General features: G+C 38.1%; 25 protein-coding genes and 1 pseudogene. 8 read left to right on the plus strand and 18 right to left on the minus strand.

The window, feature by feature from the left end:
• Nucleotides 1-49: 49 nt before the first annotated feature.
• From creC to MHO82_RS20335, 3 genes are all read right to left on the minus strand, one after another.
• Nucleotides 50-1,492, minus strand: coding sequence for a two-component system sensor histidine kinase CreC (gene creC, locus MHO82_RS20325; protein ID WP_239187095.1), 1,443 nt, complete (start codon nt 1,490-1,492; stop codon nt 50-52).
• Nucleotides 1,489-2,214 (minus strand): response regulator, encoded by a 726-nt coding sequence (locus MHO82_RS20330; protein ID WP_239187098.1) that lies wholly within the window; start codon nt 2,212-2,214, stop codon nt 1,489-1,491. Before MHO82_RS20330 ends, creC begins: the two co-directional genes overlap by 4 nt.
• A gap of 189 nt (nt 2,215-2,403) precedes the next feature.
• The gene (locus MHO82_RS20335) at nt 2,404-3,192 is read right to left on the minus strand and encodes a transporter substrate-binding domain-containing protein (RefSeq protein ID WP_239187101.1); all 789 of its coding nucleotides are present in this window, start codon (nt 3,190-3,192) and stop codon (nt 2,404-2,406) included.
• A 358-nt stretch (nt 3,193-3,550) separates the two neighbouring features.
• Here MHO82_RS20335 and MHO82_RS20340 point away from each other — a divergent pair, with 358 nt between their 5' ends.
• From MHO82_RS20340 to MHO82_RS20350, 3 genes are all read left to right on the plus strand, one after another.
• Nucleotides 3,551-4,036 (plus strand): RDD family protein, encoded by a 486-nt coding sequence (locus tag MHO82_RS20340; protein WP_239187104.1) that lies wholly within the window; start codon nt 3,551-3,553, stop codon nt 4,034-4,036.
• A gap of 402 nt (nt 4,037-4,438) precedes the next feature.
• Nucleotides 4,439-4,936: a GNAT family N-acetyltransferase gene (locus tag MHO82_RS20345; protein ID WP_239187107.1), complete on the plus strand. Its 498-nt coding sequence runs from the start codon at nt 4,439-4,441 to the stop codon at nt 4,934-4,936.
• Between the two features lie 12 nt (nt 4,937-4,948).
• Nucleotides 4,949-5,389: a GNAT family N-acetyltransferase gene (locus MHO82_RS20350; protein ID WP_239187110.1), complete on the plus strand. Its 441-nt coding sequence runs from the start codon at nt 4,949-4,951 to the stop codon at nt 5,387-5,389.
• A 24-nt stretch (nt 5,390-5,413) separates the two neighbouring features.
• Here the strand turns inward: MHO82_RS20350 and MHO82_RS20355 are convergent, their stop codons facing one another.
• The 3 genes from MHO82_RS20355 to MHO82_RS20365 form a co-directional block, all read right to left on the minus strand.
• Complete coding sequence (locus tag MHO82_RS20355) at nt 5,414-6,043, minus strand: LysE family translocator (RefSeq protein WP_239187113.1); 630 nt, start codon at nt 6,041-6,043, stop codon at nt 5,414-5,416.
• Between the two features lie 279 nt (nt 6,044-6,322).
• Complete coding sequence (locus MHO82_RS20360; RefSeq protein ID WP_239187116.1) at nt 6,323-6,766, minus strand: DUF2846 domain-containing protein; 444 nt, start codon at nt 6,764-6,766, stop codon at nt 6,323-6,325.
• A 191-nt stretch (nt 6,767-6,957) separates the two neighbouring features.
• A complete protein-coding gene (locus tag MHO82_RS20365; RefSeq protein ID WP_239187119.1) occupies nt 6,958-8,136 on the minus strand; it encodes an alpha/beta fold hydrolase in 1,179 nt (392 codons plus the stop codon).
• A gap of 559 nt (nt 8,137-8,695) precedes the next feature.
• On the opposite strand from MHO82_RS20365, the gene MHO82_RS20370 reads away from it, so the two are divergent.
• Complete coding sequence (locus tag MHO82_RS20370) at nt 8,696-9,265, plus strand: hypothetical protein (RefSeq protein WP_239187122.1); 570 nt, start codon at nt 8,696-8,698, stop codon at nt 9,263-9,265.
• Between the two features lie 162 nt (nt 9,266-9,427).
• Nucleotides 9,428-9,874 (plus strand): NUDIX domain-containing protein, encoded by a 447-nt coding sequence (locus MHO82_RS20375; RefSeq protein WP_239187173.1) that lies wholly within the window; start codon nt 9,428-9,430, stop codon nt 9,872-9,874.
• Between the two features lie 336 nt (nt 9,875-10,210).
• Here MHO82_RS20375 and MHO82_RS20380 read toward each other — a convergent pair whose 3' ends face one another.
• The 4 genes from MHO82_RS20380 to MHO82_RS20395 form a co-directional block, all read right to left on the minus strand.
• Complete coding sequence (locus MHO82_RS20380; RefSeq protein ID WP_239187125.1) at nt 10,211-10,975, minus strand: DUF481 domain-containing protein; 765 nt, start codon at nt 10,973-10,975, stop codon at nt 10,211-10,213.
• Nucleotides 10,976-11,199: 224 nt separating this feature from the next.
• Nucleotides 11,200-13,194 carry a hypothetical protein gene (locus MHO82_RS20385; protein WP_239187128.1) on the minus strand — a complete coding sequence of 665 codons (1,995 nt, stop codon included), beginning with the start codon at nt 13,192-13,194 and terminating at the stop codon, nt 11,200-11,202.
• 43 nt (nt 13,195-13,237) lie between these two features.
• Nucleotides 13,238-14,032 (minus strand): DUF4097 domain-containing protein, encoded by a 795-nt coding sequence (locus MHO82_RS20390; protein WP_239187131.1) that lies wholly within the window; start codon nt 14,030-14,032, stop codon nt 13,238-13,240.
• 501 nt (nt 14,033-14,533) lie between these two features.
• The gene (locus MHO82_RS20395) at nt 14,534-15,631 is read right to left on the minus strand and encodes a poly(3-hydroxybutyrate) depolymerase (RefSeq protein ID WP_239187134.1); all 1,098 of its coding nucleotides are present in this window, start codon (nt 15,629-15,631) and stop codon (nt 14,534-14,536) included.
• A 329-nt stretch (nt 15,632-15,960) separates the two neighbouring features.
• Between MHO82_RS20395 and MHO82_RS20400 the strand changes: the two genes are divergently transcribed.
• On the plus strand, nt 15,961-16,203 hold the full coding sequence (locus tag MHO82_RS20400; protein ID WP_239187137.1) for a hypothetical protein: 243 nt from the start codon (nt 15,961-15,963) through the stop codon (nt 16,201-16,203).
• Between the two features lie 83 nt (nt 16,204-16,286).
• Here MHO82_RS20400 and MHO82_RS20405 read toward each other — a convergent pair whose 3' ends face one another.
• Complete coding sequence (locus MHO82_RS20405; protein ID WP_239187140.1) at nt 16,287-16,568, minus strand: hypothetical protein; 282 nt, start codon at nt 16,566-16,568, stop codon at nt 16,287-16,289.
• Nucleotides 16,569-16,973: 405 nt separating this feature from the next.
• Between MHO82_RS20405 and MHO82_RS20410 the strand changes: the two genes are divergently transcribed.
• Nucleotides 16,974-17,432: a DUF4234 domain-containing protein gene (locus tag MHO82_RS20410; protein WP_239187143.1), complete on the plus strand. Its 459-nt coding sequence runs from the start codon at nt 16,974-16,976 to the stop codon at nt 17,430-17,432.
• A 31-nt stretch (nt 17,433-17,463) separates the two neighbouring features.
• The gene (locus tag MHO82_RS20415; RefSeq protein ID WP_239187146.1) at nt 17,464-18,225 is read left to right on the plus strand and encodes a hypothetical protein; all 762 of its coding nucleotides are present in this window, start codon (nt 17,464-17,466) and stop codon (nt 18,223-18,225) included.
• 89 nt (nt 18,226-18,314) lie between these two features.
• Here MHO82_RS20415 and MHO82_RS20420 read toward each other — a convergent pair whose 3' ends face one another.
• The 7 genes and pseudogenes from MHO82_RS20420 to MHO82_RS20450 all read right to left on the minus strand — a co-directional run.
• Nucleotides 18,315-19,172, minus strand: a complete 858-nt coding sequence (locus MHO82_RS20420) for a hypothetical protein (RefSeq protein WP_239187149.1) — start codon at nt 19,170-19,172, stop codon at nt 18,315-18,317.
• Between the two features lie 414 nt (nt 19,173-19,586).
• A complete protein-coding gene (locus MHO82_RS20425) occupies nt 19,587-19,853 on the minus strand; it encodes a hypothetical protein (RefSeq protein WP_239187152.1) in 267 nt (88 codons plus the stop codon).
• 435 nt (nt 19,854-20,288) lie between these two features.
• Complete coding sequence (locus MHO82_RS20430) at nt 20,289-20,732, minus strand: hypothetical protein (protein WP_239187155.1); 444 nt, start codon at nt 20,730-20,732, stop codon at nt 20,289-20,291.
• Nucleotides 20,733-21,450: 718 nt separating this feature from the next.
• Nucleotides 21,451-23,025, minus strand: coding sequence for an SEL1-like repeat protein (locus MHO82_RS20435; RefSeq protein WP_239187158.1), 1,575 nt, complete (start codon nt 23,023-23,025; stop codon nt 21,451-21,453).
• 648 nt (nt 23,026-23,673) lie between these two features.
• A pseudogene (locus MHO82_RS20440) lies at nt 23,674-23,830 on the minus strand (helix-turn-helix domain-containing protein); the annotation flags it as partial.
• Nucleotides 23,831-23,993: 163 nt separating this feature from the next.
• A complete protein-coding gene (locus MHO82_RS20445; protein WP_239187161.1) occupies nt 23,994-25,463 on the minus strand; it encodes a hypothetical protein in 1,470 nt (489 codons plus the stop codon).
• Between the two features lie 959 nt (nt 25,464-26,422).
• Nucleotides 26,423-26,888 (minus strand): hypothetical protein (locus MHO82_RS20450; protein WP_239187164.1); only part of this gene is annotated, 466 nt, incomplete at its 5' end.

Raw genomic sequence — 26,888 nt, forward strand, 5'->3', positions numbered from 1 at the left:
TTACTTTAAAAAAACAATTTGGAGAGTGGATGGAGGGAATGTGGAGTTTTTATGGAGTTGGCAAACAAAGCGTCACTTTGACACCCTCATCGACATTTTCCACACACAACTTTCCTTGGTGTAACTTCATCACCTGCTCAATAAAGTTAAGTCCAAGCCCAGTACTTTTTACGCCATTCTCTCTTGGCAAAGAATAAAACCGCTCGGTTAACCGGCTCAAGGCATAATCGGGAATATGTGGGCCCTGATTAAAAACCGATATTTCTACCTTATCTAACTTTTTCTGGATCCGCCAATGAATGACACCACCCTCGAAGACAAAATCGACAGCGTTATCCATTAAGTTAAACAGTGCCTGTTGCAAAAGAAAACGATCACCGTGAACCATAATATTCGCATCGGTAATGAGATCACTATTTACTGCCTTTTGACTTAATCGTGCCGCCGAAGATTCTAAGATCTCCTCCAGCATCATTTTCGGAGAAAGTGATTCAACCTGATCTAGCTGGGGCATTTTTTCTAATCGTGCTAACTCAAGTAGTTTATCTATCAAGAGCTGCATTCGTTCACTTTCACGTTCGATATTACTGGCAAAACGTTGGGTTTTCTCTTCAGGCAGCGGCATTTGCAGAATTTCACTGGCCCCTTTAATAGCAGAAATTGGACTTTTTAACTCATGGGTCAGTGTTTGCACGTACTCTTCGACATATTGCTTGCCATCGAGCTGATTCCGCATTTTTTCCAAAGCGTTGCTTAACGTGGTGTACTCATAAAAAATACGAAAAGTGGGCTTAGCAACTTTTTCTCCTCGCCCCATCTTATCAGCGTAATTTTCCAATTTATGCAGAGCCGAATGAATACGCCACGCAATTAACGCCCCGACCATCAAAGCTAAAACGGTCATCAGTATCATCCAGAACAACACTTTACGCTTTGAAAGGTCAATAAATGGCTGAACCGAACGGTTGGCTTTTGCAACAGTTACACTGCCTATGATTTCCCCTTCGTGATAAATCGGCGCGGCTACGTGCATCACAGTGGAAAGCGGATCTTGTGGATCTGACGCCGTACTGCGAGCGCCGTAACGCCCGCGTAATGTCAGGTATACGTCGTTCCATTGGGAATAGTCTTTACCGACATCTTGTTGCCAAGAATCTGCAACAACGATCCCCTGCTTGTCCGTAATATAAATACGGTGATTAATGACTTTTTTGCCTAGCTCCCAAATTCGCGCATTTGGTTCTCGAATACCATATGCCGTAAGCAGATCAGAAAACCGGCTGTCGCTCATATTCCCTTTTGCCATTTCTTCTTCAGCTAGGACTGCCAGTAAGTTCGCCATGTCAACTAAAGTTTCTTCGGTTGCTTGGCGAACTGTTGGTTTCATCTCTTGAATGACGGTTTTGCTCACAAAGTAAGCGGTCATTCCCACTAAAATGAAATACAGGAAAAACAATCGGATCCCAAGTGGGATTCTGGGCCAACGATTCATTCTTGATCCTGACGACTATAATAATAACCAAAACCACGCTTGGTTCGGATCCGATCTGCCATACCAATACCCTTGAGCTTATTGCGAATGGCCTTAATGTGAGAGTCGATATTTCTTTCATACACCGCTTCTGGAGCCATGTCTGCTGCTATCATTAATTGCTCACGGCTGAGAACATTCGCCGACACCTGGATCAATTTATGTAATATTTTGAACTCCACCGCTGTTAACCCCAGCATTTGGCCTGCAAAGCCATAATCGAAGTTTTCTACGTACAAACTCTCAGCGCTATTTTCGACTGTGGTTGCCATTGGAGTGACGGCTGGAGAACCAACGAGCTCATGCTCAGAAATGGCTCGGGATTTAATACGCAGCTTTATACGAGCCAACATCTCTCTTGGGCTAAAAGGCTTTGTAACATAGTCATCGGCTCCTATTTCTAACCCCACAACTCGATCTATTTCGTCATTTCTAGCAGTGAGAAAAATGATGGGAATGGCGGAAAACTCACGAATGGTTTTACACAATTCAAAGCCATTACCATCTGGCAAACCCACATCCAACACCAATAACGCAGGGTTGTGCTCTTTAAGGTAAGCTAACCCTGCTCCAGCGGTAGTAAACCAGCTAACTTGGTAACCATCCACCTCTAAAACGTGGATCAGATTCTCTGCAATGGCGGGTTCATCTTCAATGATCAATATATTCAAAATGTTACTCATTTATTGCTTATTTTTAAGGATTATACGCAAAGCGTTAAAACATGCTTGCCGCATTAGTCGTTTTATGACTGTATTTCTTATCATACAGCAGCATATTACAAGTAAGTGATAAAGCCACACACTAAACAATCAAGACAGGGGATGCAGAAGGAAGAAATAAATGAGGGAAATTATAGTACCGAACAAGCACTATTCTGCCGCGGTTGTGTGCCGGGTAATCTCCGCCTCGATATCCACCGTATCATAATATTCACGAATTGCCGAAATCAATAAACCTGAATATCTGGAATATTGTTCAGAATTTTTTCCCATTACATAATACGCTGGTGTTTCTCTATGTATTTCCAGTACTTTATTGAACTTAACGTGAGCAAGTTCTGGAAATAGCACAATGCTCTCCGTTACCGCTTCATCCAGCTCAACTTCCAGAAAGAAATAATCAATCCGGTTAACGCTCGTCATTTTTAGGATTTGCGCTTGTAAACTTAACTCAATCACCCGTCTACTGGAAATACTATTAATATAACCATCAATTTCAACCCCAAGAGAATTCCCTTTGATGACACCAAGCTTATAATTTCTCAAATCATCGAGGGTACTGACCTTACCCACCTTATTATTACCTTCTAACGTATAAACACCTACAGTCGACTTATTTATCAAAGCGGTTTCTTCTAGATAATGGAGTACGGCTTCACGAGATGGACTTTTGTAAGCCCCTAAAATTAAACTCACTCTCCCTCTTTCTACTTCTGCCTGACAGCGCTTCCAGTTTTCGATTACACGGACTTCTACCTGAATATCTGGGTTGCGTTTCTTAAAAATTTCTAGCTGATCGATCAAAATACCAGCATAGCTACCTTTACTCGGATAGATCCAAGGAGGCCAATTGTAAAAGGCGCACCATGTTATTGTATCTGCAAAGCTTTGCGCACTAAAAAGTATTAAAGAGAATAAAATAGCGACTAATTTATTCATAATTTCACCAACGAAAAAGCTCTCTCTTTAACCCTATATTCAAAAGATAGAAAAGGGAAAAACAAAATACAACGTAGATAATCAGTCAGCCTCTGCCTCTATTTTCCCCTGAATAAATTCACGAATGTCAAACATGACAGAAAGGCCTGATATTTGATCTCTTCTTCGCCAGACTTTTCTAATCACTCAACCAATGCAATCAAATCACGAATTTTAATATTGTCTCCACAGCCCGAATACTAATTGATATGCATATTTATAAGTTATATTAAGTTGGTTAAACTGAAACCATCATAAAATGAGTTTCACAACCTTACATTGATACATGGCGAACTATTAATAAGGAACCGCAATACAAATGACGCAACAAAAAAAGCAAGAACTTAACCTGTCTGATGAGTCTCAACTTGCATCACGATGGTCTCGACTCAGCGCAGCCTTGATCGACATGATCATTTCACTGATTTTCCTGCTACCTTTAATCTACTTCACTGGTGGCTTTGATGGCTTTTTTCAAAATCCCCCGGTAGCAATGCCTCTTTCCTACCAAATATTGCTCTCAATTCTAAGCATAGGGCTTTATTGTGCGATTAACTGGAGTCTTCTGGCCAAGAAAGGGCAAACAGTCGGTAAAAACGTCATGGATATGCGAATTGTGAACCTAGACGGAACCCAGCCAAGTCGTACTGATATTTTAGTCAAACGCTATGCCCCTTACGTATTGATCCCCTATATCCCGTTTATTGGAACAATAGTGAGTTTCATCGGTATAGCTATGATTTTTGGTAAGCAGAAACGTTGTTTACATGAAAGAATCGCGGGTACAAAAGTCATCAAATGCTAAACCATGTTGATAATATGCGCATTTACTGAACACCAAGAATTAAAACAGTCTCCAAAAACCTGTTGCCCTGTAATGACAAAATAACCAACGATATCCCCTCTAGCGTTGTAACCTTTTAAATAAACAACAATGGAGGGGCTCACCTGCTTCATACACTCTTTTGTCACTTCACCGAACTGCTTTTACCTCATTGAAAATCCGACATACCCCATTACCAAAACTCCCTCATTAACCGCGACGAAAAATGACTCCAACAGTTATGCACGGTATGAACTGGCCCATTAACTTGCTGTTTTAGGCTGTTATGGCGAACTTGAATAAGCCCATCCATGATATCGACAAAATTGATAACTTAAGTAAGATAATAAACCCACGGTATTCATAAAAATAAGTTGATTAAACATGGAAGTCTCGTTAGTCGAAATTGATCTGTCCTCCCGTCCAGTACTGGAAAACCTATTTCAATATTACGTTTATGACATGTCTGGCTTTCTCGCTTTATCAACAAATGAAATGGGTCAATATAACGTGAATCACTCTCAGCTAGACATATACTGGCAAAGAGACGATCACACCCCATTTTTTATTTATGTGGACTCAGAAATCGCAGGGTTTGCTTTAATTCGGCGCTACCCTACTCAATTATCTACTTATGATATCGAGCAATTTTTTGTCTTGAAGGCATTTAAAGGAAAAGGCGTTGGCAAAAAAGCGCTAAAACTTTTGACGACACAGTTTAGCGGAGAATGGCAAGTACGGGTGTTGGTTGAAAACAGCGACGGTCTACAGTTTTGGTTATCCGCGATTACCAACATAGTCGAGCAAGAATACGTCTTATCTCAAGAACTCGATATTGATCTGATGATGCATTTCATTCGATTTACCACCAGCGAAAAATAGGAAGGCTTCTCAATGAACCTTAAACCAGTACGAGATAGTGAATTTGAAGCGTTATTTTCAACGGTAAAACAGGGGCTTTACCCTTATGTGGATGCCGTCTTTGGCTGGGATGATAATTTTCAACGTGCTAGGCTAAAAAAAGACTACAAACCCTCTTGGTTTTATTGGATTATCATCAACAATACACGTGTTGGCTTGCTCTGTTTCAAACCCTATAAAAACGCATACCATGTTCACTTATTACTGGTTTTTCCTGACTACCAGAATCAGAACATTGGCTCAAAAGTGATGAGGCATGTTCATCAGCTCACTTTAACTGAACAACGCAGTCGCGTAACGTTATCCAGCTTTAAAGTGAACCATAAGGCGATTTCTTTCTATCAGAAATTAGGCTATCAAGTTTATGATGACAGTGACGCTGATTTCGTTTCTTTATCTCGTGAGCTAATTTAAATACTACCTACCCACAACAACTTTTTAGCTTTGCGTCGACACAAGTAACCTGATCCCAAACACACCAAATAGGCTGGCAGTAAATCGATTCAACCACTTACGCACTGCTTTATTGACTGACAGCTTTCGGCTCATTGAAGAGGAGGCCCACGCAATAAAGTGACACCATATCATGCCATTAACATTAAAAATCAAGCCAAGCACGAAGAAAGCTAATGCCTTATTCTCGCTCGACTCGGAAATAAACTGTGGCATAAAAGATAGGAAGAATATCGCAACTTTAGGGTTAAATAAGTTTGTGATTACCCCTTGGGTGTAGATTTTTTTCAGTGGCGTAGACCCAAACGTTTTTGTTGTACCGTCACCTTGTTGGTCTTTAAACATGCTTATTGCCATATAAATCAGATAAACGCCCCCAATGACCTTCACGACCGTAAATGCAGTGGCAGACGTCGCTAAAATAGCAGACAGCCCTAACGCCGCCGCAATAATGTGAATCAAGGTACCTGTTCCTATACCGAGTGCTGCCGCAGAGCCAGCTCTAAACCCTTGACTTGCCGCTCTACCTGCAATGAGTACTGAATCCGGGCCTGGGATCAAGTTAAGCAAAATACCTGAAGCAACAAATAACCATAAGTTTTCTATACCGAGCAATGTAAATACTCCTTTTTACACTTTAAAAATAAACGCTTACTCTATAGCGGCTAACTATCATAATTACTGTAAATCCCTCTAAACACTGAAGCAATTATTCTTTACGATTAAAAAACAATAATTACGTTATTGCGATCACCGCAGTATTTATATTCAACCAGCTCGATGAGGAAATGCCGTGATTTAATGAAATGCTTTTTCAAATAAGAAAGGTATCAAGAAAGAAAAGTGAGGAATAACCTGTATCACCATAGGATACGCTGACACAGGTTTTATAGATTATAATGCTTCAGATTGGGCTAGCTTGCTCTCAAGTACCCCATTTTTGCCTTCTTCTTCATCCACCAATTGCAGTTTGCTGCGGGCTGAAATAATGCCCATTTTTACTTCCTGCCAAAGATAATAAAGGCTGCCTTTTTTCACATCCAGTTCAACTTCGGATGTATTTTCAGCGATAGAGCTAATGGTATGCTTGCCTTCTGGCAACTCAGTATAAAGGTAAGTGTGTGATCCTGTGCTACCAAGCTGTTTATCGTTCACTTTAACATCCATAGATACCGCACCGCCAAACAGCTCATTACGATAAATATAAACACCCGCTTTATCATCGGGAGCAATAAACTCTTTACGCTGTTCATCTTGTGCTGAGTCTGCCATCTTGATGCTTGAACAGCCTGTCATGAACACCGCTAAACTTGCCGCAATGAAAAGTTTCTTAAACATGAATTTTCCCTAATAATTGCAATGAGTTAAATAAAAATCACTGGAAAAGGAAAATACCATTCATTAAATAAATATCAATGCCATTTATATATTAATCATTAAGGTGTTTAATTATTGAGGCAAATAGCACATAAAACAATCAATAAGCAACCAGCAGCAACGCGATGTTATTTCACGTTGCTGCTTGTTATTTATCCATTTGTACTAGGCGAGCTCATAACATTGTCCAGCGCTGCCATACTTTGCTCAAAGTAGGGATTATAAGTGAGCCGAGCGTGAATTTTACCCGCTTCTTGATAGCCCCATGATGAATACCACACATCTTCGCCTTTCATGCATAAAGCTTCGGCCTCTTCTCCTTGGCCATTACTACAGATTCTCTCAGTACCATTTACACCGTATTCTGGGTTATCTGGTGAAAAGAGTAACCCCATGTGCGAGCCATTCGAAATGCGTTGTTCATTTAATTTCATGCTGACCGAAATCGAACGAGGTTCATTCAAATCGGCTTCCCCTTGCCAGACCAACTTATTTTTCGGGTTTGTCATGACATGAGTGAACGTATGACGCACATATTGCGTATCAATCACACTGTCACCTTCACTCATCATCACAAAAACAGGTTTATCATACGTTTGCCCAGTAATATCGTTACGTACCATTTCAGACGTCTGGTAATACACCGCAGCCCCATTCATTGGCAACGAGTTATAACGTAAGTAGCTATCTTCCGGGTCTTGGTCAGCCCATGTCATGAAATAGCTGGCGATCTCAGCATACTTTACGGCTTCCGAGTTAGGCTTAAATGCAGGGGAGAACAATAAAAGCCCTTCAATGTCAGGATCTTTCATTGCTTGAGAAGTCACTAAATTAGCCCCTGTTGAATAGCCTCCTAACCATACTGTCCCAAACTCTTTCTTCAATAGTTGAGTATGGTGATCCACCACACCTTGCCAGTCTTGTAATGTCGGTAACTTCAAATCGCCCACTTTACTACCATGACCAGGTAATAAAACCGTACGAACCACATAACCTTGCTCCGACAAGTGCGTGGCTACGTCTTTAAATGAATAAGGAGAATCCCCTAACCCATGCACCAATAACACTGCCTCACCGTTGGGTTGCGAAGGTAAATATTCCGTTGGCATGTTAGCGGCCAATTCTCTGTTTTTATCTTTGCCGATGAACACACGGTTTTCAGACAACCACTCTCGTGTTTCTTTTGTGTATTGTTCAAAGGTTGGCTGAGTATATTCTGGCAGAGTTTGAGAAGCTTGATAGCTCGGTTCAGAAGGTTGCGTGGAGCAACCCAATATCCCTGTTGTTACAGCGGCTGCAACATAAAAAGTGATGGCCGTAATTTTTCTCATTCTGTATTCCTTGGCTTCAGAATGTTGAACACTGTGTTCTAATTTACTCATTTTATGATAAAAACTCATCTTCAGCACCACCCTTTATCGCTCACTCTTTTTACTAGGGTACCTTAAGCTAGATGAATCAAGTATGAACGAAGTATTATGATGCGAATTTAATCTTCCGGTGAAGAAAAAGCACATATTTTCATCATTTATATAGCATGGTTACCATTTATCAATGGGCGAAAAGAAAATACAGCTCATATTAGTTCTATAATAGTAACAAAGTTATTTCCACATAATAATTTATAAAAACAGACAAACCTGATTATATGCAGTTATCGAAATATCTCGAAAAATAAATCAACGACGTTTTCACCCTTACACCCTTACACCCTTACACCCTTACACCCTTACACCCTTACACCCTTACACCCTTACACCCTTACACCCTTAAATGACAATAATATCAATATTATATTAGAACCGCTGTTTTCAAAGATTATGTTTTAAATTTAAATAAGATCAGTTAAATTTAGCCCCACTCTAAATTAACCATAATTAAAAAACATTTATGTTAAAGCGTTTTATTATCTTACTATTTATATTTTCTGCCAATCTTTCTTTTGCAGCTTCAACAGAGCATAAAGAATTTGAGCTCAGCCTTTTTCAAGAGGGCATCGAGATCCCACTCAACAGTGATACCATTAGCTTAAAAAAAGAACCATTTGTACTTCAGTTTAAATTTAAGAAAGAATTATGGATGCTGGTAAATGCATACCATGATGAAGAATCTTTTCTTCAAGCTAAAAAAGGGCTTCCATATAAAGAAATCATTGGCTTCACCTATACTGGTATGGCCGAAAGTAAATATAATCCAAACGAGTATTTTACTCCAAGCAAAAAGGGACCACACTTTTGGGGCTATGACTCTCCTTCACGTCACCGATGTGATGCAAGAACTATAGGAATAAAAGGCGATGAAACCATATGCCGACGAACAATTAGCCAATTTACCAATGAAAACGGTGATTACACCCCGCTAAAAGACTACCCACACGATGAGCTTAACTTTGTATTTATACCCTTTAGTCAAAGAGAAGATGTAACAGCAAGACAATTATTAAAAATCCAGTTTAAATAATTAGATTACCCTATTAAACATACACAGTGTCCCCGTGATTATCTTGGTTTCACCTCTGCAACGAACCCATTCAATAATTAAGGGGCACTGCATAGTCTATAGTGTAAAGAAGATTTTAAACAGGACTGGCCTTTCTAAAAAATAGGGGCATAAGTGATGAACATGAAGATAAACACGTCTTTTGTGGCTGGCGTTGCTCTTGCCTTTTTTAACCATCAACCCAAAATGTTGTTACTCAAACGCGCTAAAGAAAGCTACTGGTGCCATATAGCAGGAGAAATAGAATCAGAGGAAACCGGGTGGCAAGCCCTATTACGAGAGGTAAATGAAGAAACACAGATCTCTGTTCACAAACTCTACAACGGAGATTACCTCGAACAATTTTATGATCCACACCAAAATCAAATCATGATGATCCCATGCTTTGTTCTCTTCTGCTCAGCAGACCCCCGAGTTATTCTTAACGAAGAACACACGGATTATAAATGGTGTACATTAGAAGAAGCAAAAGCGCTTGCCCCTTTCCCTAACCAACACGATCTTTATGATCATATCTGGCGCTATTTTGTTCTAAAAACGCCCCCTTCATACCTAAACATTACTTTATAGAAACAACGACAAAGCACCTCACAGCGTAGAATTTTATTAAAGTGTGCTTTCAAACACCTTTCACTGTTTAAAGCTCAATCATAGTTTTGAAAACAATTATTGCGAGTCACTTCAATAAAAAAGCACTATCAATATGCACCTAAAAACCTATTTTTTGCGGTCATTAAGTAAAAATTGCTCAAAAATCCACTTTTCAAATGCTTTTTCTGTCTAGTTTCATCATTTTTACTCTTAAAATAAGGTGTTTTAACGATCAGCCACATCTAAAAAGAAATAGTGTGATCGTTTAAACACCCTTAATTTAACCAATTGATTTAATTAGTCATTATTAAAAAGTTAAAAGTCGTACGTAATATTGACCGTGCTATAGAGCTCATCATTGTTCTGCTCTGCTGCCACTGTGCTGTTATAGATATATTCGGTATCAACCAATAAGGCGAGTTTATCCATGAGCTGGTTTTTAATGTAACCCTTCACATTTGTGCTGGTATTTTCTTCGCCATAATCCACATTTACTTTCCCACCAACTTCAAGGCTCTCCGTTAGCAATGATGTGCCTTCAATAAAACCATTGGCAATCAATTCCTCTTGGATCTGGCTAGGGAAGTCGGGATCATCACTTTGACGCTGCGAGAAACGATAACCCGGCCCCGCACCAATGTTCACGGTAGTTTGATCATTACTGGTAATGATCGCACCAAAGCCTGCAACGACCACCACTTGATCCCGATAAGTACCGAACTGATCGTATTCATACTTGTTATGACCAAATACAAAATTATCGTGAGTGAAATCATATTTAGCCCCATAAGTTGCGGAATACTTTTGGGTCCCATCACTTTCACTGTTGGAGTTGGTGTAATAGGTGGCTAAATCCGCTTTATGATGCCAATCCGACGGTTGGTAAACCAAAGTGGCACCAGAATTAATGGACAAAGAGGTATCGGTATTTTGTGAATAAATAAAGCCTAATTTAACACTGCCACTATAAGGGCTTGGGTCTTGCCCATCTGTTTGGTTGTCAGTTTGGCTGTCTGTTTCTGCAAAAACAGATCCTGTGATTAAACTGCCACATAACGGCAATAAAAGATGATATTTCATAAAATAGCTACTATTGTTTTTTCGCCATTGTAGAAACCCAAACCAACAAAATGTCATGACTTTGTTAATTCATAAAATACCATTAAAATTCAAATAACTAGTCTTTTAGCCCTTATATATACGGCCTTGTGCCACTTTGGTCATGTATTAACACCATCTATACAACAACCCTTTTGAAACCATTTTCGACCAAAGTGGCTTTCCGCTAGTACAAGATTAAGAAATCAAAAAGGGCGAGGGAAAAACGTCGGTTTTCCATTAAGCATTGCAGCATTAAGCAACTGATACGTCACAAACACATCAAAACTCATGTCGCCTTCTATAACGGCGTCCAGTAACACGCTGTCTGCGAACAAACTCACCTTGGCACTCTCTGCACTAGCTGCGAATTGCAAACTTATATCGACCTGGCTGTTCGACATCGAGAGAAAATCAACCACCTCATCTACTAGCTGGGCATTATCTAACACCAGTGTATCCGCTTTCACATTGGCTGAAGAACGGATATTCAAACTGCCTTTAAATTCAAAAAGCGTCTCTTCAATATCTAGCATTTCATCCATCAGCTCACCATTTGTGATTTTCACGCTGCTACCAAGTTCTGAGCTAGGGGTAAAATTAGCAGTATTTTCAACGCTCAATTCCAATAAAGAATAACTGCCCGCTGTCGCATCGACAATTTCATCAACCAACTCGCCTTCCAAAATATCTAATTGATGCCCTGAAACATTAGCGCTGTTATTTATGCCAATATATAAATCACTGCGAGTAAAATGATCTTCAATGTCAAGCGCTTCATCAATCAGTTCCCCGCCAGAGACCCTTAACTGATCAGATTCTACGTTACCAACCTGATCAAAATTCAAGTTAACACGAATATCAGACAACATTTCACCATCTAACACCTCATCGACCAACTCCCCCTCTTCAATCTTCAATGCATCGCTAAACACATTGGCAGAAGCATCGAAATGAATGTCAAACACAGTATCTTGATATTGCTCTCCGTCGATACTTTCATCGATGAGCTCCCCTTCCTTCACCGATACAATTGGCGCAGTCACGTTTGCGGCATCTTCAAACGTTACACTGATCGCTGACTGATGAATATTTTCCGTATCGATAGCTTCATCGATCAATTCTCCGGCAAATACAGAAACAGACTCTGTCGCGCTAATGTTGGCTGAGTTCAAAAAAGTAACACTAACATCAGACGACTTAATGCTCTCGCCATCCACCGTTTCATCAATCAATTCACCATGTTTAATAACCGCTCGAGCAGCGCGAACATTAGCCGAATCGTGAATATAAACTTTCACCGTAGAAGCGAGAATACCTAAAGTATCGACGCTTTCATCAATTAATTCACCGTGGTGAATATTAACGTCGGCGGCACTGGCATTCGCGACATTCCATTTTTTCAGATCCAAGAAAGCATGATCAATTGGATAATCGACACTTTCATTTTCAAGCTGTCCACCACCGATATTGAGGGTACCTTGAGGCACATTGCTTGTAGAATAAACATTCGCACTGTTTTGAACATCAATATTGATGCAACCTTGGTTAATCGCATCAGTAGAACCTGTCGACTCAGGGCGGTTCAGAATTTCTTCCATTAAGCTACCTCCCCCAATATGCAAAATCGCTTGATGAGATCTCATCGTCACATTAGCGGAATCAGTAACCGACACATCAATACGTGCGTGTTTACCCACCTTTCCTTTAATAACATGGCTGATCAACGCTGGCTCATCATCAAATAACGGCGGCGCAGGATTGCCAGCCTCATCAAACAACTCTTCACCAATAACCAATTTATTATCCAATAACACATTCACACTGTTTTCAATGTGAATGGACACGCTGGCTCCCTCTCCCACATCGCCAACTAATTGCGGCAATAAACTTTGGTTACCTGTTAATCTAAACTCCTTATTCATCACCAAACGGCTTTGGTAATGGCACACTGCAATAGCCACTTGCTCAAAAGCAGGCACATTAATAGCTGAAGACATATTCCATTGCTGAACCGGATTTTCTCCAACACGCACAAATGCCCCTTCACGCGCTTCCCCTGAAGAAGTTACGCAACTTATCGGCTCAATATTTAACTGGCAACTGGGAGGAATAAGCGGGCTAACAACGGCGGGAGAAGCAAGCGTTATACTCGCTAGTGAGAAGAAGCTTCCTAAACATAAACAAAGATTTTTGATCATTTCATTTCATCCATAAACAGAATTGATACGTTAAATTTATTGGCTATTTGACAATCACTTCCCCCTTAACAGCTTCATAACTCAGGGAACCCGAGCCCGACTCAAGCACAGCTAAAGAATCAGATGAATGGACAATAATGTCACCTGAGCCGTCATTAATGATCACCCCCTCGCTCACCTGCTGAACCACAATGTCACCCGACCCGTCATTCACATTGACGTTACCTTTAATATCACTGATCGCAATGGAGCCCGACTTGTCATTAATCGTTACATCTCCTCGCACTTTTGCTATGGAAATAGTGCCTGAACCATCTTGGATCTTAATGTACGAGTACTTTTCTAATCCTTGGTTATCAATATGGATATCTCCAGACTTATCCATTATGGTGACGTTCTCCACTTGGCTCATGATTAAATCTCCAGCCCCATCTTGTATGTTTGCCTTGGCAGAAAGGTTATTCAAAGTAATATGGCTAGCATCGTCGACTAATATCAGCTCCACAAAGTCGGGTAACAAGACCTCCAAATCCATAACGGCATGTTCACGCTGACTCGGATATGCCTTTAGCTCTGCTGCTTCTTGCGTTTGCACAAGCTCAAATACATACCCACTTTCATGTGAGTTATTATTAGGAAGGTAAGCCGTTACCTGAATAACATTTCCATTAGGCTGAGTATTAATCGTTAAATTTCGTACGGCTGTTTCTGCATGTAATGCCATCACTTTAGAAGCTGGCAAGGTAAGATGTTTATGTAGGCTTTTTTCAGCCCACACAGGAAGAGAAAAACTCATTGTTAATGTCGCAATCGCGAATATGGCTCTATTTACTTTCATAATGAAGTCCTTGCTTAAATTAACCAGATTAATGAATTACTTGCTTTTGCTCGAACCACAACATGAAAACTTGGAACCAATTAAAAATTCATGGGGCAGTAGTGACTTATTAACGATAAGGAAGTGAGATGGGGTTTGTGTTCTAATAGAGCTCGATCAATACTTAGATTTGTGTCTCAAGTTTAGGCATGATGCACACTGCATAAGCTGTGGTTCTAAAAAAGGGGCTGATGTTTCTCAATACTTTGAGCTAATTAATGAAAAGAAAACGAAACTCTGCATGCCTATATAAGCCGATTGTACTTATTATCTGAATTCAAAAAGCCCATTGAAAATACCTACTTCATGATAAAAGAGCCGAGTATTTTTATAATAAACACACTGGCAACCTATCGCAGAGCCAACAGAGCTAAGCCAACTCATGAGAAAATCTCTGATATAAGTTGAGAGGTAAACAGAGCGCCTTAGCTTTAAGCGCTCTGTGCATTGCCTAATAATCCATTAGTTTTTAGTTAATTTCATTGGCTTGCTGATCAAATGATCGATCATCTTCTTAATAGCAACCATCTGAGGAGCTTCTTTGCTGAAGTATTTATAAGGGGGTAAGTTGTTTGAACTATATCCCCAAAAATCCCAACAACCTTTTGGATTCATCGGGTTTAACGTCGATTTTTTAACTTGTGGATATAAAACAATAGTGCTGTTTGTATCAGCCGCTTCCATATAACCCGTTTCTTCAATATAGGTCGTACCAATCACAGACACTCCCTGCTCACAGCCATGCATAGACACATGCACTTTACATTGCTCGGTACGGCAATTATCCGGCACATATACAAAAGCAGTGTCATTCATACTGGTTAATGGTTTATCAAAAAACGCGGTTTGGTCGAATTCAATCAACTCCCCGGTGAGTTTTTTAGACGCTGGTTTTTGCTTTCCATAAATATGCTCAAGGATTTGTTGCGCTTGAGGAATATCACAATCATTAATGTAAGGCGCTTCAGTAATGCTACATTCCGTGTCTTTTGGATCGGTGGTTATAAATGCATGCCCCGCATCCACTTGATTGCTATACAAAATATTATCATCACTTAAACCAAGCTTTTGATAAAATTCCGTGGTGGTATTAACAACGCCAGTCACAACAGTCTCATCACTCGATCCGGAAAAAATATAGACTTTGTCATTTTTTAAATTTTCAAGCTCATCAATGTCCCCTGATTTTGCGGTATTTTTTGCTAAATCCACCAAATAGCCACTGTCTGGGAACATCATCGATGGACAACCAATAATGCTCCCCTGACAAGGGTTCATACAGGTAGTAGTTGCACTCACAATCGGCGTAAGAAAAGGGTTACCAAATGGATTATTACCCGCGCAATTCCAAGGGCCACCTGCCACAATACCTGCACCAATTAACTCTTCTGAATACGCAACATGGAATTGAGATGCCATAAAAGCACCCGATGATAGCCCTGAAATCGACGTTTTATCTGGCAATGCATTTAAAGCTGGTAACTCTACAGGGGTTGCAAGCGCAGCTGAGCTAAGAGAAAGCAACACCGTAGCCAATGTCACTTTAATTTCCTTTAACATTTTTGCCTCCTGGCAATATATGGGCTAAATATAAAAATTAAGTTTTTGTTGAGTATCTATTGGCTTATTAGCACTTAGCATAATTCCAATTATTCAAATCACACTAAGCAAAGCACCAATATGAAACAACAGGAATAATAGGAGACAAATCCATGTAATTTAATCTCATTTTTGATACAAAGAGAGATTGAGTAGCTATAAATCTATAAATTACAAACAGAATCTAGACTTTTATATTATCGATGCTATAAATCGAATGGTCAGCGTCGTTGCTTCACTCTTGAATGCATTAGTTTTGTTATCCTTTTCTAATTCTGGAGAACGTCGCTATGGAACAGTTTTGTAAAAAGTGTCAATGTGTTACCCCGCACAAAGAACAAGTACAAGAACGAAAAAGGCCTCAATACAAAAAGACATTTTGGGATGGGGTAAAAGAATCGATAATTGAGCGGATTCTGATCCCGGGTATTACCGATTTTGCCGTAAAAGCACTATGCGATCTTGATCGTTTTGTGATCTGTAAAGTATGCGGTCATCGAAGGCTCGACAATAAAGGAACTGAGTTTGAATAATGCTTTAAATATGATAGTTCAATAAGAAACTGACCCATGATCTTGAATCCGCCTTATCGAAAGGCGGATTAGAGATACACTGATTATTGTTCATTCACTTCATCAGGGGGTGTTATTACTCCTTTAATAACGCCAGCTAGCACTAAAATAGCTCTGACTGCCGCAATGCCAAAAGTTAATGACATGGTGCCACTTGCTGCAGCCGCAAGATACTGAAGTAAGCGTTCATCTGAGAATGATTCCTGTAGGCCTTCTTGAATATGATTAAACGAGATCATCCCCGTCACCACTGCACCGAAAATCATCCCAACAAGCATTTTCTCTACTTGTTCACGTGTTACTTTTTTCTTTTGATCTACTTCCATTTCTAACCTAAGTTTAGATTTTTATTTCAATATTTTCGAGCGAGAAATATTTCATATAAAGATATTTATTACAATATACATTTCTATTCAACTACCCATAAGCTCTTATTAACTACAATATAAGTTGATTTGAATCATAAAGGCTTCATGCTCATTACTTCCAACATTTATTTAATTTCACGTATTAAAAACCACATACTTTCTTAATGACTAGCCATTAATTCAAAATAACCAGTAATACCTTGCAAATTAAACCATCACCACTCAACTTTCATGAGTGTTCATACTGTATGAACCAATTTTTCTAACTTGAAGAACAATGAAAATAATGCAATCATTTAAATGTTCCTGGAACAGAGTATATTTAAAAAATCGTAGCATATAAATAAAAACTTAGAGATGATAATGCAAGAAAATAGAATAATAGAGTTAAAAAAACAAGGAACCCTAGAGTTATTAGTACTATCGATATTAACCTTAGGTATTTATTCCGCTCATTATATAAAAGAGCAAACACCTAAAATAGATGCACTGAGTCATAATAAGTTAAATATTGGCAATGCTTATGTAGAACTGTTGTTATATCTTTCTTACATATCGTTAGGAACTTTTATTTTCTCTTTAGTTTCACCTGAAAACATGATGTTAAACCTTGTTGATAGTTTACTTAGCTTTCTGGTGTCACTGCTTTCTTTAATTTGGGGATTTAAAGCAAGAAATAGAGTCAATGCCGCCTTTGATTTCCATAAAGGCAGTGATAATTGGATCCATGGAATGTGGACTTTAATTTTTTCACAGTTTTACTTTAACTACAAAGTGAATAGCATTATTGAAAGCTATGAATCAAACCAAGCCATTAAATAAAAATTTAATTTTATAATAAGATTGGACTTCAATGAAAAACACATCCTATATCTACCTAAACCTTGCTATTTCTGCATTCATTGCCTTTATTGCAATTCCATCTTTACTTCTTCATAACGGTATTCTTGATATTTTTAATATCTTTGATGGCTCTTTGAGATTTTATGAAGGCATAGTGTTAGCTGGTATTATTGGGTTCTCTTTGCAGTTTATTTCTTTGTTTTTATATAAAATAAAAATATTGGGGGCAACCTTGGCTGTGGTGGGTTCTATTCCTTTGTTACCATTTGGCATTTTTTATACTTTATCTTTTTTCAATAAAGCCAGATGTTGGAAAATGAGAGGATACGAGTTAGCTACGTCTAGCCATACAGAACAATGCGATAATTATAAAGCCGCCGATGCAACTGGCTCTCATGTGCTTATAATGCTTTTTGCAGTTGTAGGACTTGTTATGGGGCTTGTTCCTGCTGGATTATTCTTATTCAATGGCATTGTTGGGCTAATTAGAAACCAACAACAAAAGAAGCAATGCGTAATAGGGATAAACTCTGATTTTTTCATTGTGTCTCTTGACCCTAGCTTAAAAAACTTTCTGATCCCAATCGAAAAAGTTAAACAAGTCAAAGTTGAACAAGATAAATTTGTTCTAACTGTTGAAACTCAAGACGGTGCTGAGTTCTCTATTAAGACATTATTCTCACAAGTCGATGATGAGCAGCGTAACGATCTCAGAGCTGTACTAATCGAAAAAGAAAAGTTGGTTGATGGCTATCAAGCCGCTTTAACATAAAACTCAAAGTTTTAAACGATTATTTAGTTCTATACAAAAAGGTGAGCACAGGGCTCACCTTATTCATCAAACGAAGTTAATTAATTATTTTACCTAAATAGCTCTTGTGCTAGTTTTTTATAACATAAGTCTTCTAATATTTTAAGTTGGTCCGTTAAATCTATTCCACTTAACTTTAAATCACGGCATGCTAGTGAAAAAAAACTTTTGAACTCTTCATTGCTCTCTACTGAATGCAGAAAGTTTTTCCAAAACTCGGTGGAATTAAAAATTAATGAATCAAACTCTTCCGTGTAAAAGTATTTGGCTGAATTTTGTGCATTTCTAAAGCAGTCTAAATAAGCCCATCCCCACTGGCTATCAAGTTTGGTATTAACGCTTATATTAAGATCGTTCAAAAAATATAAAATCAACTTCTTTTGCTCTGGATTGTCATATCCATAATCATTAATAGGAGAGTTTATTAACATTCCAAATGCGCGCTCAAGATTGTTGATACTAAAGTTAATCTTATTTACCAGGAAAATAACCGTATCTGATAATAAGTAAGCACAGCTGGTTCTTAAAACATTATCCCAAGGAATATCAGTTTCTATTTCGACTAAGAGCTTAATTAATTTTAAATTTTCATTAAATTGGCTCATGTAAAACAAAATATCACTTTCGTCTTCATAGCTGTACATTTTCTTGTTTTTTACGATAAAGTTTTGTATGCATTTCACAGGTATATCTGATGGTTCCTGACTGCTGCACTTCAATGCCCCCAAAAAGATACTCTGCTCTACATCTATGTCTTGATTAAATTTACTGTATACTTTTTCTACTAAATCATATCTATCATCCAACATTAACTGGCACATTGAATCAGAATCTAGACTATCGATTAAGACGTCAAATCTATTGTTCTCTATTGCTTCTTCAACGTCTTCCGTTGTTTCGATGTACATGTTAGCCTCTCAATGATCTATATTTAAGTCTATTCTCTCTCAGTATGTCCATAAGATTAGAATGAACTCAGAGAACATTGGTATTTGTTAACTAAAGTTAACTGTTTAAATTTTTCAATAAACAACCAGCCTAAGAATAATTAGCAACTGCATACATAATAAGATGAATTCTATACCTGTTATTCTGTTCTATTTTTATTAAAAGTTCAAATCACCATATTAGAATCATGATTATATTTAATATGTATTCTCTTATCCTAAAAAAAGTGAGCGCAGGGCTCACCTTGTTATACAGTTCAAGCTCATGCTGACCATATTTTTGCATTTGATCTAACCGTAGAGCTCAAAAAACCGCACTGACTTTAGATTTTTTAGAATAAAGAGTCATCAAAAATTTCAGGGGTAAACCGTCAATTATTTATATTTAATCTTATTTTTAAGCATGAGTGTTAACTGAATTAACAACCAAAGAATCAAGCCTAAAAATAGAATTGCCGCCACAACAAGCGTAAATATCATAACACCTAACAAAGTTAGTCCTTCATAGTCTAACTCACAGATACCTAGAGTATTATAAATGCAGTACTCATTTAGTGATAACGATAACTCTATGACTAGTGCAACTCCTACTAAACCGCATATGATTGTTGTAATGCCATAGAATATAGCGAATTGTTTCATTCATACTCTCCACGTTTCTCTATGAAAATACACTCCTTTATAGCTTATTTGACAACTCAGACTTTGTATCGTACGAGAGGCTGCACTAACTCATCAACTTTCCCAATGAATAGTGAAGGGGCATGCACAGTCATAATCTTAGTATTCATTACGCATCATTAAACGCTCTGATTTCAAGTGAATTATAGTGAACCTTGTGCTGGTTTACTACCTTTAGTCATTATAAAGGGTTGTTAATAGTTTTCGGTATTCAATCTGAGGCTGACCTCCCAACATTGAATACCTAAATTTAATACCAAGAAAAAGTCGTTTACCAAATTAAGGGATAACACTTACTAAAACCGAATCAGTCATAATTTTGATTAACTAATCACATTAATAGAGGTTTGCCCATAAAACCAGCTTTGAAGAAGAAAAATCAAATTTTTGTATGTATTAAGGTGTAGTACTATTAAAGTCATTAACTAATGAATAAGTATTATTAACTGATAGAATAAAAGCTACTCCTTTAATTATTGCAATTTCTACATTATTATTTTCTATGTTTAAATGCTTTTCAGAGTTAGTACTAAAAATAATCGGAATATCGCAGATAAAAATATCATACCCTTCTTCATTTGGGTAAGAACGCTCCTCTTTTGATCCTTGTATATTGTATATATCAGCTTTTTTTAGCCTAAAATCTGATAAAGCACTTAACGCTTTTAGCTCAATATCTGTAGCTGAACGAGGTGTTAATGACTTAATTCCATCTGCTGTTTTTATTTTAACATCCTTTAGATTCTTTTTCCTTTTCGCCTCTTTTTTTGTTGATTTATATAAAGATAGAGCACCCATAAAGGCGACGAGGCTTAGAATAAAATCTACAAATGCATCCATTAGAATAACCTTAACTATTGAGACAATGTTAGACTGCATGATATCTTATAGCCTGACATTACCTCAATAGTTAATACGTTACTTTTATTCTTAAAATCAAATATATATAGAATTAAACTACCAAGTGTAACGCTCCCTATACTACCGAGATAATTCTCTGAAGACTGTCTCAGGTTATCTGTATTCAAAACATCGACTGATGTCTGATATTAATTCGGAGTTGAACTTGGTAGTTGAATTCGCGGTTTGATAAACTCAGTTCAACTGCACCAATATCGTTTGTATAAGCATCCACAGCTAAGGGCCTTGTTTCCTAAAAGAATGATTCACTACACCTCACTCTTTATCAGCTATTTTACTGGATTACCCCCCCCCTTTTCGTTAGGTAAGCTCAAGTGTTGTAAGCAGATTTTAATCCTGTTTTATAGCCTAGAAGCAATGCAGATTCACTATTAGGAAACAAAGCCTTGGCCAGTTTAAATTTCGAAGCCTAATTAAAGAATTAAAGCTTGTGGGCAAACAGCCCGGTTAACAATCAATATAAGGAAGCAGTCACTGAGCGCGATCAGCTACAACAAGAATTCAATGTTAGGCATCAGGACCAAGTCTAGTGTAACAAAACGCCAATGGAAACATTAGACGATGAAAAATCATTCTGACAGGAGCCGAGCGAAAAGTGGGTAACTGTCAGATCAGGGCTGAGTTAGTACACTTAATCTTATGCAGGTAGCTCTTTTTTCACTAATGTGATGAGAGCTTTCGATTCTTCTTCTAGCCTTTGACGTTGTTCTTGGGTCAACTTATCCGCTTGTTGTTCAAAATTATATTCAGGCTCCTTACGAAAACCGATGAAACTCAAGTTGATAGGATTAGTCTCCAGTGCCACTTTTTGCCATACCACACTCTCAAACGTTTGGTTCATTGAAGCATAGGAACTTGGAAGTAATCGAACTGCCTCAAAATAGCCAGCTAACGCCAATCGTTTTAATGTTCTAATCGCATCCTCTTTATCCAATTCTGATGCATTTTCATCATTAACGATCAGTTGAGCTAACGTTATATCCATTTTTGATTGTACATGCTCAGGGATTGGATTTTTAACAAGATAATGATCAACCAAACCTTGCACTTGCCTTACTTCATAGCCCCTTAGCATAGAAATCACCTCATCCCTTTTTTTCAAATTTTCAGTGTAGTTAGATTTTGCCGCTAGTTCGTAGTACATTGCAGCAGTAAGTACATCCTTTCTAACTCCACGCCCTGTATGATACATTTTAGCTAATACAAATAATGCAGATGTATCCCACTCCTTCCTATACCCTTCAATAATTTCCTTTGCCCTGACCATATCAGCATCTTGATCGGAATGACTGATAAGAAAATCAGCGTATTCTATTTGTATATATGATGAGAAACTTCCATTACTGCTAAAAGCTTTCTCATACCAGTAACGAGCCTTGTCAATATCTTTGGGTAAATGCTCCGCTTCACTATAAAACTTTGCGAGCTCCAGCTGATCAAACTCGGCATCTTCTTTCTCTGCAAGCCCAATTAATATTTTTTCAGCTTCTAAGATGTTGATTTCTCCACCAATACCTTTTAGCAACATGCCTACATAACTTGATTCTAATTTACCTAAATGATGCGCTCGTTCATAGTAACTGCGTGATTTTGATGCATATGATAAGGTTGAGTTTGGCTCTTCATCCATATAAAGGTCATAATAATGCCTCCCAAGTTCAATAAGCGCTGAAGGGTCATCATTTTCCGCAGCCTTCTCTAACCACTTAATAGCTTTTTCTTTTTTCTTATCGTACTTAGGTCTTTTGTAATAAAATTTTCCCAACTTCCCTTGGGCCTTGATATCACCCTTTACAGCTGCTTTAGTGAGAAACTCTTCTAACTTATCTTCTGCGCCTACCCAGTGTTCCCCATCTGGCAATAGATCGCTGTCTAACATGAAAATAAACCAATTTGCATATTCTTCATCAAGCAACGCCGCTTTCTCATACCAATAAACTGACGTTTCTTTTTCATTTTCGGCTTCATCACCTGGGGAATAAGGTGCGACCTGTGCCAACATGATAGCTGCCTCGTGACTGCCTTGTTCAACAAGCCGCTCCAACATGCTAAGCCCTTCAGACAATCTCCCTCTATTTATCAATTTTCTTGCTATTTGAATTGAATTTTCTTCATTTGCAAGGCCTGATCGAAGTGAGCCAAAAGTCACCTTATACATCAATATTATAAACCCAAGAACAATTATAACTGTAATAAATAACTCTAATGTCACGATGCATCATCCTGTTTTTTTAACACGCAATATCTTAAAATCCATAGATTCAGCCTATATAAAAATTTTACGTAAAAAGATAAACCTATACTTACTACCATATCACTCAAATAACCGCTACGCTGTAAATAACGTAAAGCCACATATATTATATAGCGAATCAAATAAAGAGGTCTTTCTAACCTTGATAGTATATTTATCGAATATTCATTTTAGCGGATTTTATATTACGTGAGGATAGGCAGTATGTAGTTTTTAATAGATAAAATGAAGCTATTGTCTGATGAGTGCAGTATATTGCTCAACTTAAATTGGTACAAAATATTCTGTACCTTAGTCCGCTGAGCCTAGAAACATCGATTGAAGAGTGACCACACGTTATTATTCAAGGTATCTGCAGTGGTGATAGATGACTTCGTCGTGTAGGGCTTAAGGAGCGTAACCTAAATACCCTGAGTAAGCAGCTTCTATCTCACCATAAACTTCATCGTCACACTTTTTTAAAGTTCGCCAAGTCATTTATTCGCTAGATGGAAAGAACTCCATTTGTAAGATAAATGTAGCAAGTTTGCTTCGAACTTGAGTAGGATGGGGAAATAGACGAGGTAATTAAGCACAGTTTTTCAAGCTTGGTTCTCTTCGACCCTAATAAATCAGAGCGTCGATACCACCAGTTTCAACCAACTCTTGGTAACGATAGAAGTATCTCGTAATGTATCCATGGTCTTACAGGCTTTGAATACATTACGAGCTCTTCTCAACATTGAGAAGGCCCGCTTTATGTTGGATGGTTAGTATAAAATATGAAAATTACTTTTTAGTTTTTTATTACAGATCAAACACCTTTAATCAAAGTGGTTCTTTTCAACTCGAAATCTCAGTTCTAGTTTGAATTAATACACTTACTGGGACATTGCTCCCTTTATAAGCAGTGTTAACTAGACGATATCATTTATATTTAACCCAATTCAGATAGTGCCCTCTTTCACTAATATGATAAAAGCTTTCGATTCTTCTTCTAACCTTTGACGTTGCTCTTGGGGCAATTTATCCGCTTGTTGCTCAAAATGATATTCAGCCTCTTTATCATAACCCAATATAGTAGTATCCGATTCTAGCGCTACTTTTTGCCATACCAAACTATCAAATGTTTGGTTCATTGAAGCATAGAGCCTCGGAAGTAATTTCACAGCCAATGAATGACCAGTAAACGCCAATCGTTTCAATGTTCTAATCAAATCTTCTTTATCAGGACCGGACACTTCTCCCCCTGTAATAATAAACCGAGCAAAATCCATATCCATTTCAGCTTGCACTTCATCAGGAATTGGATTTTTAACAAGGTAATGATCCACCATACTTTGCACTTGCCTTTTCTCATAACTTCTGAGTTGAGAAAGCGCCTTATCACGTGCTTCGAAGTGTTCTTCATAAGGGGATTTTGCCACTAATTCATAATACATTGCAGCAGCCAGTGCATCTTTTCTCGCTCCTTGCCCTGTTGCATGCATTTTAGCTAACGTACTCAACGCAAATACGTTCCATTCACCGATATATTGTTCAACAATCGCTTTGGCTTGAATAATATCGGCATCTTGATCCGAATAACTAATAAGAAAATCAGCGTATTGTAGCTGTATATATGAGCTGTTTTCACTACTCTTAAGCGCTCTTTCATACCAATAACGAGCTTTATCAATATCTTTAGGTAAATATGTCGCTTCGCTGTAATGCCTTGCGAGCTCAAGCTGATCGAATTGAGCATATTTTTCTTCTTCTGCTAGGCCAATTAATATTTTTTCAGCTTCTAAGATATTGGCTTCCCCACCAATACCTTTTAGCAGCATATCCACATAATCTGATTCTAGTTCACCCAAATGATACGCTCGTTCATAATAGGTCCGTGCTTTTGATGCATATGACGAAGTTGAATTTGGTTCTTCATTCATATGAAGATTATAGTAATGGCTTCCTAATTTAATAAGAGCTGAAGGGTTATCATTTTCAGCCGCCTTTTCAAACCACTGTAGAGCTTTTTCTTTTGTTTTATCATATTTAGGTCTTTGATAATAAAACTCCCCTAATCTTTCCTGAGCCTCAATGTCACCATCTAAAGCGTTTTTAGTGAGTAACTCTTCGAACTTATCTTCTGCAACTGTCCAATGTTTACTATTTGGCACAGTATCACTGCCTAACATGAACATACTCCAGTCTGCAGATTCCTTATTAAATTCCGCTAATACAATCGCTGCCTCACTATTACCCTGTTTGGCAAGCCATGCTAGCATACTGCGCCCTTCAGACTCTTTTCCACTATTTATCAAATCGGTTGCCGTTTGAATCGAGTTACTTTCACTTTCAAAACTTGGACTAGGAGTCATCATCAACCCTAGCATCAGAACAAAAAGCATCATAGAAAGTACAATGATTATTTCCATCATGGTGCTTTACCTCATTTTTTTAATACATCACTCACTAAAATGGCTGTATAAAATATTAAAATTTAATTTAAAAAAGGGAGTATTAACATTACCAGTAGTAGATATGAGAATATAAATGATCTTTTTTAATCATTTTTCTACTATAAAAGACTTGGAATATCCATTTGATTTTTATCAAATCAAGAGACCTTTCTAGCCTTTCAATATTTACGAATATATTTTAACGGGTCTTATATTATGTGAGGATAGACAGTATGATGTTTTTAGTAGGTAAAATGAATATCTTGGCTGATGAGTTGCAACATTCCTCTAAACATAGTCCAATATAGCTTACAATCAAATTAATCAAACTGCCCGGTCGTGGCTCCAACATGATGAAATTAACTTTACTATTATTCATTTCAGAATGATTTTTATAGCTATCATCGAATTTCCATGTCGCTACTCCTCCCAAGCTAAATCGGTTCGTAAACATGGCACAGAGTGAATAATATCCAGCTCTACCGTTACCTTGATTGTATGATATGACCATGAATCATTCTGGGTTGCGTGATATTGCTAAAATATTACACATTGGGTTTAATACGGTATTTAGGGCACTGAAAAGCTCCAACTAAAGTAAGTAACTACACTTCCTTTTGACAATGCTTAGATCGAACTTATCTGTAAAGTGGACGAGTAATGGTCATATGTTCAGAACAAGAAGAATCAACGTTGGCTTTAGTATGTATGGGAAACAAGATTTAAAAGGATCATCGTGCATACCTTTGGTCGCCTAAATGCATGACAAAGTGATAGGTACATTTATTAAACGGGAGTTCTATAGGTGAGGTTCCACAAGTTGGAGCCACAGCCAAACTCTGATTGTTTCTGTACATGCCTGATTTGTCCTGAAACCTGAAACAAAAAAGGTGAGCGCCGGGCTCACCTTCTTCCATACAAACAGCGTTAATTTATTATTTCACTGTCTGCCTAAAAGGCATGGTGTCTTGGTGCTCCCACCAACGGTCGAAAAAGCGATCGACATCTGAGTTATAAATATCTAACTCATGCTGACCATATTCCTTCACCATCATTTTTACTTTTTCTAATTGCTCAGGATCCAGAATCAGGTAGCTGTCCGCATGAGTCTCTATCTTATATAACCCGCGAAGGAATGGTTTTTTTAATAAAATAATCCCGTAAATGCCTAACCAAGGCCAAGCACTTTCTTCTGGATCTGGGTCTTTAATCGAGCCCATTTTTAAGAACCCCAATGCCCCAGCGCCAGCCCCCACACACGCAATGGGGCCTGCAACAAACAACAATAACAACGCAATAATGCCGCCCCCTATCATGCAGTTTTTCGCTAAAGCCTGACGCCGCTCCTTACCTGCTGGAGCACCGTAAGAGTAAAACCCAGATGCAGTTATTTTTTGATAA

The sequence above is a fragment of the Vibrio sp. Of7-15 genome (assembly GCF_022347565.1).
Taxonomy (GTDB): Bacteria; Pseudomonadota; Gammaproteobacteria; order Enterobacterales; family Vibrionaceae; genus NORP241.